The organism is Streptomyces sp. NPDC051578 (assembly GCF_044454045.1).
In the GTDB taxonomy this organism is placed as follows: Bacteria; Actinomycetota; Actinomycetes; order Streptomycetales; family Streptomycetaceae; genus Streptomyces.
Genome location: NZ_JBITDH010000010.1, coordinates 37,527 through 50,279 on the forward strand (window position 1 = coordinate 37,527; position 12,753 = coordinate 50,279).

General features: G+C 76.6%; 8 protein-coding genes. 4 read left to right on the forward strand and 4 right to left on the reverse strand.

Annotated elements, in window-relative coordinates:
* The first annotated feature begins 151 nt into the window (after positions 1-151).
* A complete protein-coding gene (locus ACIA6C_RS29040; RefSeq protein WP_399280281.1) occupies positions 152-1,108 on the forward strand; it encodes a polyprenyl synthetase family protein in 957 nt (318 codons plus the stop codon).
* A 4-nt stretch (positions 1,109-1,112) separates the two neighbouring features.
* Here the strand turns inward: ACIA6C_RS29040 and ACIA6C_RS29045 are convergent, their stop codons facing one another.
* The 4 genes from ACIA6C_RS29045 to ACIA6C_RS29060 form a co-directional block, all read right to left on the reverse strand.
* Positions 1,113-2,837: an AMP-binding protein gene (locus ACIA6C_RS29045; protein ID WP_399280283.1), complete on the reverse strand. Its 1,725-nt coding sequence runs from the start codon at positions 2,835-2,837 to the stop codon at positions 1,113-1,115.
* Positions 2,834-5,077 carry an ATP-binding protein gene (locus ACIA6C_RS29050; protein WP_399280285.1) on the reverse strand — a complete coding sequence of 748 codons (2,244 nt, stop codon included), beginning with the start codon at positions 5,075-5,077 and terminating at the stop codon, positions 2,834-2,836. The genes ACIA6C_RS29045 and ACIA6C_RS29050 overlap by 4 nt, the downstream gene beginning before the upstream one ends.
* A 68-nt stretch (positions 5,078-5,145) precedes the next feature.
* Entirely contained in the window at positions 5,146-7,668 is a 2,523-nt protein-coding gene (locus ACIA6C_RS29055) for a BTAD domain-containing putative transcriptional regulator (RefSeq protein WP_399280287.1), read from the reverse strand.
* Between the two features lie 5 nt (positions 7,669-7,673).
* Positions 7,674-8,666: an AfsA-related hotdog domain-containing protein gene (locus ACIA6C_RS29060; RefSeq protein WP_399280289.1), complete on the reverse strand. Its 993-nt coding sequence runs from the start codon at positions 8,664-8,666 to the stop codon at positions 7,674-7,676.
* A gap of 243 nt (positions 8,667-8,909) precedes the next feature.
* On the opposite strand from ACIA6C_RS29060, the gene ACIA6C_RS29065 reads away from it, so the two are divergent.
* The 3 genes from ACIA6C_RS29065 to ACIA6C_RS29075 all read left to right on the forward strand — a co-directional run bounded on the left by ACIA6C_RS29065 (position 8,910) and on the right by ACIA6C_RS29075 (position 12,735).
* Positions 8,910-10,454, forward strand: coding sequence for an MFS transporter (locus ACIA6C_RS29065; protein WP_399280291.1), 1,545 nt, complete (start codon positions 8,910-8,912; stop codon positions 10,452-10,454).
* A gap of 90 nt (positions 10,455-10,544) precedes the next feature.
* Complete coding sequence (locus tag ACIA6C_RS29070; protein ID WP_399280293.1) at positions 10,545-11,513, forward strand: AIR synthase-related protein; 969 nt, start codon at positions 10,545-10,547, stop codon at positions 11,511-11,513.
* A gap of 178 nt (positions 11,514-11,691) precedes the next feature.
* Positions 11,692-12,735: an NAD(P)-dependent alcohol dehydrogenase gene (locus ACIA6C_RS29075; protein ID WP_399280295.1), complete on the forward strand. Its 1,044-nt coding sequence runs from the start codon at positions 11,692-11,694 to the stop codon at positions 12,733-12,735.
* Positions 12,736-12,753 lie beyond the last annotated feature (18 nt).

Sequence of the window (12,753 nt, forward strand, 5' to 3'; positions counted from 1 at the left end):
TCGGCTCCCGGGGCGCCGCCGGGTGGCAGACAACTGGCGGACCGGGCCCCCACATCCCCCCGGGCGGCCCTCTGTAGCGTTCCTCGATGGTCCCCTCGAGCGGTGTCGGGGAAAGTCGGTCATGAGGCCGTAGCCCACCAGGGAGGGCACCATGACGACACCGACCGACCACCAGCCGTGGCGCACGCAGACACCCGCACGGGTACGCGACGCCATGCTCGACCGGGTCGAGGAACGACTCGCCCGGCTGCTCGCCGAAGAGCACCGGGCCCGTCGCACCTGCGATCCGCGGAGCGCCGTACTGGTGGCGGGCGTCGCCGAACTGGTGCAGGCCGGCGCCGAGCGGGCGCACCCCGTCATCTGCCTCACCGGCTACCTCGCCGCGGGCGGTGACCCGGACGGTGAGGACGCCGTCGCCGCGGCCGCTGCGCTGGAACTCCTCGACACCTGCCTGATGATCCGTGAGGACGTACGGGACAACGCGCCGCTGCGGCGAGGCATCCCCACCCTGCACATCAGCCACGCCGCCGAGCACGAACGCAACGGCTGGCGCGGCGAATCCCGCCGGTTCGGGGAGGGCACCGCCGTACTCGCCGGGGACCTCGCCCTCGCCTACGGCGACCGGCTCGCGGTCCGGCTCCCGTACGAGGCCTGGCGGTGGTGGGACGAGCTGCGCACGGAACGGGCCATCGGCGCGCACGTGGAGGCCGCGGCGGCGACCGAGTACCTCGACGACGCCTGGCCCGGCCAGTGCGTCTCCGGCTGCGGCAGCGGCTGCGGCGCGGGCTGGTACGGCCTGCGCCACGCCCTGCTCATCGGCGCGGCGCTCGCGGGCCGCGAGGACCTGCGCGAGACCTACGAGGAGTACGCCCGCGCCCTGCACGGTGCCTGGCGCATCCGCGGCTTCCTGCGCGGCGGCCCCGGCTTCGGCGGCGACGCCCAGTTCCTGCGGGAGGTGTTCTTCGACGAGCGGGCCCGCGCCGGCGCCGAGGAGACCATCGCCGCACTCCTGGAGCGTGCCGACGCGGCGGTGGCCGCCGCCCCCCTCGCCCCGCACTGGCGCGGCGAACTGGCGGCGTTCGCCCGTCGCGTGGCCGGCTGCGAGTAGCGCTTCACGCCGTGTCCGGCGCCGGCCGGGGCTCGCCGGGGCGCAGGCGCGCCAGCCAGCCGCGGAGCGCGTCGCGCCGGACCTGGCCGTGGTCGTCGCGGGGCAGTGCCCCGACGATCTCCAGCCGGGTCGGGAGGAAGGCCTCCGCGACGCCCAGCCCGCCGAGGTGCTCGCGCAGCTCCGCCGGCCCCGGCGGCCGGTCCTGCGCGGCCGGGACCACCACCGCGCACGGCAGCTCCCCGTGCTCCGGATCGGTGTAGGCGACGACCGCGGCCTCCCGCACCCGGGGATGCGTCAGCAGCCGCTCCTCCACCTCGGCGACGGGCACCATGAAGATGGCCCCGGTCCGCTCGCCGGCCCGGGCCACGACCCGCACCCCGCCGTGCCGTCCGGCGGTGGCCCGGTCCCCGGTGTCGAGGCGGCCGTCGTCGTGCTCCCACGTGGGCCGCGGGGCCGCCGTGCCGTGCGGCCAGGTGGCCAGGCACACCGAGGGCCCCCGTACCGTCAGCGTCTGCGTGCCCGGGGTGGCCGAGAACTCAAGGCCCGTCAGCGCGCTGACGCCGTCCCGTCCGTGCGCGACGTCCCCGGACAGGGTCCCCATGCCCAGCTCGGGCGCTCCCCATACGGAGAGCACCGGCACCCCGAACACCTCCCGCAGCTCGGCGGCCAGCGGCTCCGGGGTACTGGTGCGCCCGCCGGACAGCACCAGCCGCAGCCGGTCCGTCCGCCGGGGCCGCCGGCGCTGCACGGTGAGCAGCTCCGACAGGTACGCGGGCTCGGCGTTGACCTGGTCGACCCCGGCCGCCGCCATCAGGTCCAGGCACCGGCCCGGCTCCCAGACGTCCTGGTAGACGCCGGTGCCGCCGACCGCCAGCGGCCAGTACACCGTGTAGATCAGCGAGGCCAGCGAGGTGAGCGGGAGCGTACTGAGGAAGACCTCGCCCGGCCTGCGTCCGGGCCCCTGCGGCTCGTTCTGCGTACTGATGTTGGCGTACAGGGTGTCGGGGGAGTGCACCACCGAGGTGTAGGCGTCCCTCAGCCCCATCACGCTGATCAGCAGCGCGGGCCGGTCGGCGCGGCCCGGGCGCGGTCCGGCCGTGCGGCCCGCTTCGGTGCGCTCGTGCGCGGTGCGCCGGAAGTACGCCTCGAAGTCGACCGCCCCGGTCGCCGCGGCGTCCCCCAGGACGATCCGGTGCCGCAGCCACGGCAGCCGCGGGGCCAGGTCCGCGAGCGCCTGCGCGTGCGGGAAGCCCTCCCACACGTCGGGCACCACGCACACCCGGGCCCGGGTGCTGTCCAGGATCCGCCGCAGCCCGTGCGCCCGTATGGTCGGCAGCACCGGCACCGCGACGGCCCCGGCCCGCAGGCAGGCCAGGGTCAGCGCCGCCGTCTCCCACCAGTTGGGCAACTGGTAGGCCACCGGGTCGCCCGGTGCGACCCCGAGCGAATGCAGCGCGGCGGCGAACCGGTCGACGTACGCGGCGAGCCGCCCGTAGCCGATCGTGACCCGGCGCCGGTCCGCGGGCCGGTGGGCGCGCTCCGAGACGATCGCCGGGCGCTGCGGCGCGACGGCCGCCGTGCGGTACAGGTCGTCCAGGAACGTCTGCGGCCGCCACCAGCCGGCCGCGCGGAACCGGGCGGTGACCTCGTCGGGCGGGCTGATGTCCATGGGGCGGGCCGGGGTGGGGCCCCGGCGGTCCACGGCGCCGTACACGGTGGGACCGGTCATGCCCATCGGCCCACCGCCCCGGCGACCTGCACCCGCGACGTGCAGCCCAGGCGCCGCATCACCTGACGGACGTGGTTGACGACGGTCCACTCCGAGATGTCCAGCCGGGCCGCGATGTGCCGGTTCGTCAGACCCTCCGCGACCAGCAGCGCCACCTGCACCTGGCGGGGGGTGAGGGACTGCGCCTCCGCGGCGGCCGACACCACCGGGCGCCGCGAGGGCCCGGGCGCCGAAAGCGCCTCCGCCACGGCCGTCGGCGCGGTCATCCGCACCCCCTCCGCCCAGGCCACGGCGAAGTCCGTCCAATCCAGCCGGGAGCTGAGCTCCGTACGGGCCCGCTCAGCCTCGGAGCGCCACTCGTCGGGCACCCGCGCCCCCGTCCGGGCGCGCAGGGTGTCCGCCGCCGCGAGCAGCCGTACGCACCGGGGCCGCTGCGCGGGCGCAGTGCGCAGCAACAGCAGTGCGAACTCCTCCAGCAGGCCCGGCAGTTCACTGTGCTCCCCGACATCCCCGTACAGGCGGAGGGCCTCCCGCAGGGCCCGGTCCGCGCGCTCCGGCTCCTCTCCCTCCAGGGCCAGCGCCGCCGAGATCCGCAGCACACCGGCCAGGCCCCGCCCGTCCCGGATCCGGCGGAACGCCTCCTCGGCCCGCTCCAGCAGTTCCAGCGCCTTGCGCCGGTCCCCGTCGGCCCGCAGCACGGCGGCGAGGGAGGCGGCGGCCGCGGCCGCGCCCCGGGTGACGCCCATCGATTCGAGCGCGCTCAGCGAGGCCACCAGCACCGCCCGTGCGCCCGGAACGTCACCCGCTCCCAGCAGGGCCGCCCCCAGGTGGGCGGAGGCCAGCGCGTTCTGCCGCCGGTCGCCGACCCCCTTGCCCAGGGCGAGGGCGCGCCGGTGGTGGCGCACCGCCTCCTGCGGATCGCCCAGCGCCAGGGCGAAGACGCCGGACAGGTCGGCCAACCGGGCCCGCAGGGCGTCCGCGAGCGCCGGCCCGGCCGGTTCGGCGGCCGCGTCGCACCACTCCAGGCCCTCCCGCAGCCGCCCCTGCGCCAGCCAGGGCAGCCGGCAGCCCAGCACCACCGCGGCGACGGCCTCGGCGTCACCCCGCTCCCGCAGCCGCCGCAGCGCGGCCGACACGTTCTCCGCCTCTGCGGCCAACTCACGCAGCCGGGACGCTTGTTCGGTTCCGGCGAGCGCGGCCTGCGCGGAGCCCACCAGCGACCGGTAGTGCTCCGCGTGCGCGTCCAGTGCGGCGGCCTCGCCGCCCGACTCCACCAGGGCGTCCCGGCAGTACGAACGCACCGGCTCGGGAACGGCCAGGCGCAGCTCCCCCCGCTCCTCGCCCACCACCGACACCACGCCGCGCTCCAGCAGCGCCTCGACGGCCTCCTCCGCCGCCACCGCGGCCGTCGGCATGCCGAACCCCGGCTCGTACACGCTCAGTCGTCGCAGCGCGCCGACGGCCGCCGGGTCCAGTCCGCGGCAGCTCCACTCCGCGAGGGCGGCGAGCGAACGGTGCCGCTCGGGCGCCTGTTGCGGTCCTCCGCCCAGCGCCGTCGTACGCCCGCGCAGGCGGGAGAGCAGCAGACGGGGCGGGAACAGCCGCAGCCGGCGCGCCGCGAGCTCCACCGCCAGCGGCAGCCCGCCGAGCAGGGCGCACAGCTCGGCGACGGCCCCCGCGTTCTCCAGGGTCAGCGCGAAGGACGGATCCGCGTCCCGGGCGCGCCGCACGAACAGCGCCACCCCGGGCGCCTCTTGCAGTTCCTCCGGGTCCGCCGCCCCGCCCGGACCGGGCGCCGCGACGGCCAGCGGGGCGAGCGGCAGCAGCTGTTCCCCGTACACGCCGAGCGGCTCCAGCGCGGTGGCCAGCACCACCACCCGCGGGTCGGCCAGGAGCGTGGCCGCAGCCCCGGCCGCAGCCGGGCGCGCCGCGTGGTCGCAGCCGTCCAGGACGACGAGCAGCCGCCCCGCTCCGTCCGGCAGCGGCCCGGCGGCTTCGACCAACGCCGCCTCGCCGTCCGGGACCGCCTCCACCACGGCCACCGCGTCCGACACGCCGACCACGGTGAACTCGGCGCCGACCTCTCGCACGGCCTCGGCCGCCAGCACGGTCTTGCCCACGCCGGCCCGCCCGGTGAGCGTCACCAGCCGCACCGCCGGATCCCGCAACCGCGCGCACAGCACGGCGCATTCGAGTTCCCGGCCGACCAGCTCCGTGACCGGGCCCAGCGATACCGACATGGTTCTCCGAACGTCAGGGGCGGGCGCCCCGGTTGGGCGCGTGACCGGTGGACGGGCAGGGCGGCCGCTCATGTGCCGACCGGGGACGGGTGCGGCCGCGGGTGCAGCCGCCACAGTCCCGGCCGGACCTCCACGGCGCCCCGGGAGCCCACCGCGGGACCGGTGCCGAGGGCCCGCAGCGAGCGCCGCGCGTACACCTCCAGCCGGTGGTCGCGCAGGGCGCCCGCCAGCTCCAGGCACTCCCCGAACCACACCCGGGCCGTCTCCGGCTCCTCCTGCGCCAGGGCCAGCAGCGCCCGTGTACGGCTGGCCTCGTACCGCCCCCGGGCCCGGCCGGGCCCCGTCAGGGCCGCCAGCGCGGGCTCCAGCAGGGCGGCGGCGTCCGTCGCCGACCCGGCGTCCAGCAGCAGTTCCGCGAGCCCCACCAGGGCGCGGCCGGCCTCCTCCCCGTCACCGGCCCCGCGGGCCAGGTCCAGGGCCCGGCCGTACAGTTCGCGGGCCCGCTCCAAGCGCCGGTGCTGCCAGGCGAGGTCCCCCAGCGAACGCAGCATCCGCGCCTGGGCCGCCCGGTCCGAGCACCGCACGGCGGCGTCCAGCGCAAGGCCGTAGGCGGCCTCCATGTCCTCCCGTACCCAGCCGCCCAGGGCGTCCGTCAGCCGTACGGTCAACTCCCACAGCCCCGCTTCGTGGGCGGTGCGCGCCAGGTGTACGAGCCCGCACGCCGCGGCGTCCGGCGCGCGGCCCCGCTCCGCCGCGGCGTCGGCGTACGCCCCGCACACGCGTTCCGCAGCCGCCCGCGCCACCTCGGGCGGCTCCTCCCGCGCCAGCAGCTCCGCCGCCAGCAGCCGCAGCAGCTCCGGCAGCCGGCAGCCGTCCCGCTCCAGCGCCACGAGCCGCTCGTCGGCCAGGACCTCCAGGGCCGCCGCCGCCTCCCGCTCGTCCACGTCCAGGGCGGCGGCCGCCTCCCGGGGGCCGAACCGGCCGGGCGGCAGCGCGCCCAGCAGCCGGAAGGCCCGCCGCGCGGGTTCGGGGCAGGCCGCGTACGCCGCGTACAGGCGGGCCCGTACGTCGACATCGCCGGTCCGCAGCGCGTCCAGCCGTCCGCGCTCTTCGCGCAGCCGGTCCGCCAGGGCGGCGACCGTCCAGTGCGGGCGGGCCGCCAGCTGCGCCGCCGAGGCCCGCACGGCGAGGGGCAGCCGCCCGCACAGCTCGGCCGTCTCCGCGACGGCGTCCGGATCGGCGCAGTCCGCCCCGCCGGGCCCGCCGCGGACGGCGAACAGCCCCGCCAGGCGCGGGACCTCGTCCCGGCTCCACGGCCCGAGCACCACCGACCGCAGGCCCGGCAGCCCGGCGGGTACCCGGCCCGCGGTCAGCAGGACCACCGCGTCGGGCGCGGCGGCCAGCAGCGGCCGCACCTGCGCCTCGGAGGCGACGTGGTCCAGCAGCAGCAACCTCCGCGGCCCGCCCGTCCGGCCGTCGCCCGCCGTCCTTCGCGGACCGGCGTCCGGCAGCCGGTCCACCGCCCGGGGCGGCTGTCCGTCGGCGCCGGCGCGCAGGTCCAGGTAGAGGAGGCCGTCGGGGAAGGCGTCCGCCGCGCGGTGCGCGGCCTCGACGGCGAGGGCCGACTTGCCCGTGCCGGGCAGCCCCGTCACGGCGACCCGGGCGCCGGCCGGCGCGGCGCGCAGCAGCCGCTCCAGCTCGGCCAGTTCCTCCGACCGGCCGGTGAAGTAGGGATCGCTCCCGGGCAGGTCCGTGCCGGGCGCGGCGGACCACGCGGCCGGGCCGGAGCCGGTGGCAGCCGCCGTCTCGCGCGTCCCCGGCCGTGACAGGGCAGGATCGCCCTCCAGGATCCGCCGCTGGAGCTCGCGGGAGGCCGGGCCGGGCTCGATGCCCAGTTCCTCCACCAGGGTCTGCCGCAGCAGCGTGAACACCCGCAGCGCCTCCGCCTGGCGGCCGCACCGGTACAGCGCCACCATCAGATACGCGTGGAACTCCTCGTGCAGCCGGTGCTCCGCCACCAACTCGTGCAACTCCGCCAGTACTTCGCGGTGGCGCCCCAGGTTGAGCTCGGCGCGGATCCGCTCGTCCAGCGCCGTCACGCGGGCCTCGTTCAGCCGGACGGCCGCGCCGTCCAGCACCGCCCCGTGCGGGGTGTCCGACAGCACGGGCCCCCGCCACAGCGCGAGGGCCTGCCGGTGGGACTCCGCGGCGGCCGCGAAGTCACCGGCTTGCAGGGCCCGGTGGCCGCACCGGCTCAGCTCCGCGAAGGCCATGGTGTCCAGCGCCCCCGCCCCCACCCGCAGCACGTAGCCCGGGCGACGGGTGACGAGCGCCGACCCGCCGTGGTCCGGGTCGGCGCCGCGAAGCACTTTGCGCAGGTGGGACACGTACACCTGGAGGGTCGTCGTCGCGGTGCGCGGCGGCGCGTCCGGCCAGAGCTCGTCGATGAGGGTGCCGACCGACACCACCTCGTTCGCCCGCACCAGCAGGGTCCCGAGCACCACCCGCAACTTCGCGGCCTGCGGGGAGTGCGACGTCCCTGGATCGGCGTCGGCGCAGACCTCCAGCGGTCCCAGTATCCGGAAGCGCATGCCGCTCAGTAGTCCTGCACCACGGAGGTGCGGGCCTCGGCCACCGCTCGGCGCCGCTGGGTGAGGGTCAGCGTGACGGGTACGGCCGGCCGGCCGTCGACGCCCTGCGCGAGCGGTCCGGCCACCGCCACGCAGCGCAGCGGCACGCCGTGCTCCGCCTGCCCGCGGAAGTGCACCTGCAGGCCGCCGAGTGTGCTGCGCCGTGCGTCCAGGCCGTGCGCGCGCCCCGCGGACAGCAGTGAGGCCTGGCGCAGCGCCTCCAGTACGTGGAGGCCGGACAGCCGGCCGTCCTCACCGCCGAAGACGGGGCTCACGCCCGCGCCGAGCAGCCAGGTGCTGATCCGCCCGCGCGAGGCGTCGGCCGGTTCGCTGACGACGACGTTCTCGCCGGCGTAGCGGCCCACCTCCCGGGCACCGGCCGGGCGCAGCGGTCCGTCCGGGGCGTCGTCGAGCTCGGGCACAGCCCGCAGGGCCTGCCGGGAGTGTTCGACGTGCCGCCGGTAGAGCCTCGGCATCAGGAACACGAGGCCGGCCGACCCGGTGGCGCAGGGACGGTCGTCGAGGGAGACCTCGATGTGGAAGTCGAGCCCGCGCGGCACTTCGGCGACCACGTTCGCGGGCCTCGCCCTGATCCGGGTCGCCATGGGCACCGGGCCCGCGCCGGAGCCCTCGGAGCGCCAGGCGGCGAGGTCCGTGAGGTTGAGGGTGAACCGGTAGAAGAGGCCCGGCCGGTCCTCGGGCACGCCGTAGTACCGCTGCCCGACGAACGCGCCGATCTCGCCCATCGTCTCCGTGGCGATCTGCATGTCGTGGAAGTGGGCCGGGCCGTCGTTGAAGAGCGGGTGGGCGACGGGAGTGGCGCCGACCAGGGTGAAGTTCTCCTCGCCCAGGCTGGGGACGTCGAGGCCGTAGTGGGCCCGCGAGGGCGGACGGTGGATCAGGTGCCGGGTGCCCGAGAGCACCCGCCCGTCAATGGTCGTCCCGTTGTCGACTGTCATGTCCCTCTCCATTCTCTGGAGCCATGCTGGAGCGCCGGTCGAAGGGGGAGCCAGGCGGTCACGGTGGCAGCAAGGTGCATGGCAGGAACTCATGCCCCCGGGTCGGCGCCGCCCGGGCCGTCCCGGCTTTAGCGGAGTCCATGACGGGAGCCGCACCCTGTTCCGAGCCCCGTCCCCGAGGACCCCCCAGCCCGGTGGGCGGGGCCGTCAGCCCCGCTCCACGTGTCGGAAGGAAACCCCCCGATGGCCACCACAGGGTCCGAGCGCACCCGGGTCGCCCCTTCCCCCGCTCCGGCCGCGTCCAGGGCACAGGCTGCGCCCGCCGCTCCGGCTGCGTCCAGGGCACCGGCTGCGCCCGCCGCGGCGGCCGTCGGCCTGTCCGCCCGGCTCCGGCTCGGGTACGCGTCGGGATCCCTGGTCACCGGGACGTTCACCACCCTCCCCGGGCTGCTCCTGCTCCCTTACCTCACGGACACGCTGGGCGTGGGGGCCGCGCTGGCCGGCACGGTCGTCTTCGTCCCCAAGGCCTGGGACGCCTTCCTCAACCCGCTCGTCGGCCGGGCCAGCGACCGCACCCGTACCCGCTGGGGCGCGCGACGCCCCTACGTGCTCGCCGGGGGCCTCGTGATGGCCCTGGCCTTCGCGCTCACCTTCGCCGGCCCGGCGGCGGGCACCGCCGGTGCCTGGTTCACCGCGGCGGGCTATCTGCTCACCGCGACCGCGTTCGCCTTCTTCCTGGTGCCGTACGTCGCCATGCCTGCCGAGCTCACCGCCGTGCACCGCGAGCGCATGCGGCTGGCCGGCGGCCGGGTCGCCGTCATCGGCGTGGCCGCCCTGGTCACCGGCGCCGCCGGGCCCGCCCTCGTCGACGCCGGCGGGGGCGGCCTCGCCGGCCACCGCTGGGTCGGGGTGTTCGGCGGCGCGGTCATCGCGCTCGGCACCCTGTGCGTCTTCATCGGCACGTCCGGCACGTCCGGCACTCGCGTCGCAGCCCCGGAGGCACCCCCGGTGGCAGTTCCGGCGGGAGTCGCCGAGGCACCCCCGGCGGCAGTTCCGGCGGGAGTCGCCGAGGCACCCCCGGCGGCAGGGCGGGACGCAGCCGGGTCGCTCCGCGAGAGCGAGCCGGGGCTGCGCCGCCGGTTCGCCGCGGCGCGCGGCAACCCCGCCTTCACGGCCCTGCTGCGGTGCGTGGTCGTCCAGTCCGTGGCCACCGGCGTACTGCTCGCGGGCGCCCCCTACTTCGCCGGGCACGTCCTGCACGACACCACCGGAGTCGGCGCCCTCGTCGCGGCGTTCGTCGCGCCCAACCTGCTGACCGTGCCGCTCTGGTCGCGGCTGCGCGGCCGCCGCGGGCACGCGCTCGCCTCCGCGCTCTTCGCCACCGGATGCCTGCTCTTCCTCGCGGCCCCCGCACTGCCCGAAGGGGCGGTGCTCCTCACCATGGCCCTGGCCGGCACCGGCCACGCGGGCCAGCTGCTCTTCCTCTACGCCATGCTCCCGGACTGCATCGCCCGGGACCCCGAAGGGCCGACGTCCCGCCAGGCGGGCGTGCTGTCAGGACTGTTCAGCACCGGAGAGGGCTTGGGCGTCGCCGTCGGCCCCCTCCTCTACGGCCTGGTCCTCCAGCTCTCCGGCTACGTCTCCTCCGGCACCGGCCGCGCCGCCCCCCAGACCACCACCGCCGAACTCGGCATGCTGGCCGGGTTCGCGGTCCTCCCGGCCCTGGCCACCGCACTGGCCGTCGTCCTGCTGCGCGGCTACGACAGCCGTTCCCCGCGCCCCTACTGACCCCTCATCAGCAGCGTCGCCCGGACACGGGTATGCCGCACGCCTCCCGCGCCGCATGATGGGCTCATCAGGGCTCGCGGGCATCGGGGGATGGCTTTCGTGACGTACACACACGACTGGGACGCGGCCCAGGCCGGGTTCGGCCCGCACGCGCCGACGCTGGTCGAAGAGGCCCTCGCGCCGCGCCCCGCGGACACCGGGCCCGCCCCGCGGACCGTCACCAGGACGTACGTGGTCGACCCGCCGTTCTTCGGCAACGGGGACATCGGCCGCGTCGCCGTGTGCGGCGCCGTCAACGAACTGGCCGCCACCGGAGCCGAACCCCGGCACATCGCCCTCGCCCTCGTGCTGGAGGCCGGCCTGCCCATGGACCTCGTCCGCCGCCTGACCGCATCCGTACGCGGCGCTGCTGCCGAGGCCGGGATCACCATCGCCGCCGTCGACACCCAAGTCGTCCGCGCCGGCGAAGTCGACCGGGTCTTCGTCACCGCCACCGCCTTCGGCGTCCCCGACGGGCCGCCCCTGGGCGCCGGTCTCGTCCGGCCCGGCGACCGCATCCTGGTGACCGGACCGCTCGGCAGCCATGCCGCGCACCTCGTCTCGCTGCGCGACGGCCTCGGCTACGAGCACCACGTGCCGAGTGACTGCGCGCCCCTGGCCGGCCTGCTGCGGTCGGCGCGGCCCGGCGTCCACCACGCCCGGACCGTAACGGCGGGCGGCCTGGCGGAGGTGCTGCGCCGGACCGCCGCCGGGCGCGGGCTGACGCTCCGGGTGGAAGAGGCCGCCCTGCCGGTGCGGTACGAGGCGCGCGTCGCCCTCGCCGCCCGGGGGCTGGCGCCGCTGGACGCGGCCTGCGCCGGGTGCCTGTGCCTGTTCGTCCCGCCGGAGCGCACCCGGGAGGTCCTCGCGGCTCTGCGCGCGCACCCGTACGGCAGGCAGGCCGCGGTGGTCGGCGAGGTCACCGCCGACCCGATGGGAGAGGTCGAGTACCTCACCCCCGAAGGCGCCGTACGCTCCCACACGGTCGCGCCCGGCTCCCTCCCGCCGCGGCTCCTGTGAGGCCCGGACGGCGGCGGCCGGCGCCGTGACCTGCGGGACTGCCGCAGGGCCAGCGTGCGCGGCAGCATGGAAGTACGGTGAAAACCGAGCCCCGGCCCGGACGGGCCCCAGCGGCGGGTCCCACCCCGCCGCTCCTCGGGCCGCGCTCCTCGGCCGCCCCAGTCACCGGAGGCACGACATGAGCACCGTCAACGCGTACGCCGCCACCGCCGCGGACGAACCGCTCGTCCCGGCCACCGTCGAACGGCGCGGGGTCGGTCCGCGCGACGTGCTGATCGAGATCAAGTACTGCGGAATCTGCCACTCCGACATCCACCACGTGCGCGGCGAGTGGGGCCCGGTGACCTACCCCGTCGCCCCCGGCCACGAGATCGCCGGGGTCGTGGCCGAGGTCGGCCCGGAGGTCACCCGACACGCCGTCGGGGACCGGGTGGGCGTCGGCTGCATGGTCGACTCCTGCCGTGAGTGCCCGCCGTGCCGCTCGGGCGAGGAACAGTACTGTCTGAACGGGACCGTGTTCACCTACGGCTCGATCGACCGGGACGGCACCAGTACCAACGGCGGCTACACCACCCACATCGTCGTCACCGAGGACTTCGTCCTCTCCATCCCGGAGGGGCTCGCCCTCGACGAGGCCGCCCCCCTCATGTGCGCCGGCATCACCACCTACTCGCCGCTCAAGCGCTGGGGCGCGGGCAGCGGCAAGAAGGTGGCCGTCGTCGGCCTCGGCGGGCTCGGACACATGGGCGTCAAGCTCGCCCACGCCATGGGCGCCGAGGTCACCGTCCTGTCCCAGTCCCTCAAGAAGCAGGCCGACGGGCTGCGCCTGGGCGCCGACGACTACTACGCCACCAGCGACCCCGGCACCTTCGAGCACCTCGCGGGCAGCTTCGACGTCATCCTGAACACGGTGAGCGCCAAGCTCGACCTTGACGCCTACCTCTCGCTCCTCGCCCTCGACGGGGCCATGGTCAACGTCGGCGCACCGCCGGAACCGCTGGCCGTCAACGCGTTCTCCGTCATGTCGCGGCGCCGCTCCTTCGCCGGCTCGATGATCGGCGGCATCCCCGAGACGCAGGAGATGCTCAACTTCTGCGCCGGTCACGGCGTCGGCGCGGAAATCGAACCGATCCCCGCCGGGAAGATCAACGAGGCGTACGAGCGCGTCCTCGGCTCCGACGTCCGCTACCGCTTCGTGATCGACATCGCGACGCTGGGCTGAACCGGGAACCCCGGGAGT

Coding starts and splice junctions, on each gene's coding strand:
- ACIA6C_RS29060 (WP_399280289.1), bottom strand. CDS start 8,666: ATGACAGTCGACAACGGGACGACCATTGACGGGCGGGTGCTCTCGGGC.
- ACIA6C_RS29045 (WP_399280283.1), bottom strand. CDS start 2,837: ATGACCGGTCCCACCGTGTACGGCGCCGTGGACCGCCGGGGCCCCACC.
- ACIA6C_RS29040 (WP_399280281.1), top strand. CDS start 152: ATGACGACACCGACCGACCACCAGCCGTGGCGCACGCAGACACCCGCA.
- ACIA6C_RS29055 (WP_399280287.1), bottom strand. CDS start 7,668: ATGCGCTTCCGGATACTGGGACCGCTGGAGGTCTGCGCCGACGCCGAT.
- ACIA6C_RS29065 (WP_399280291.1), top strand. CDS start 8,910: ATGGCCACCACAGGGTCCGAGCGCACCCGGGTCGCCCCTTCCCCCGCT.
- ACIA6C_RS29070 (WP_399280293.1), top strand. CDS start 10,545: ATGGCTTTCGTGACGTACACACACGACTGGGACGCGGCCCAGGCCGGG.
- ACIA6C_RS29050 (WP_399280285.1), bottom strand. CDS start 5,077: ATGTCGGTATCGCTGGGCCCGGTCACGGAGCTGGTCGGCCGGGAACTC.
- ACIA6C_RS29075 (WP_399280295.1), top strand. CDS start 11,692: ATGAGCACCGTCAACGCGTACGCCGCCACCGCCGCGGACGAACCGCTC.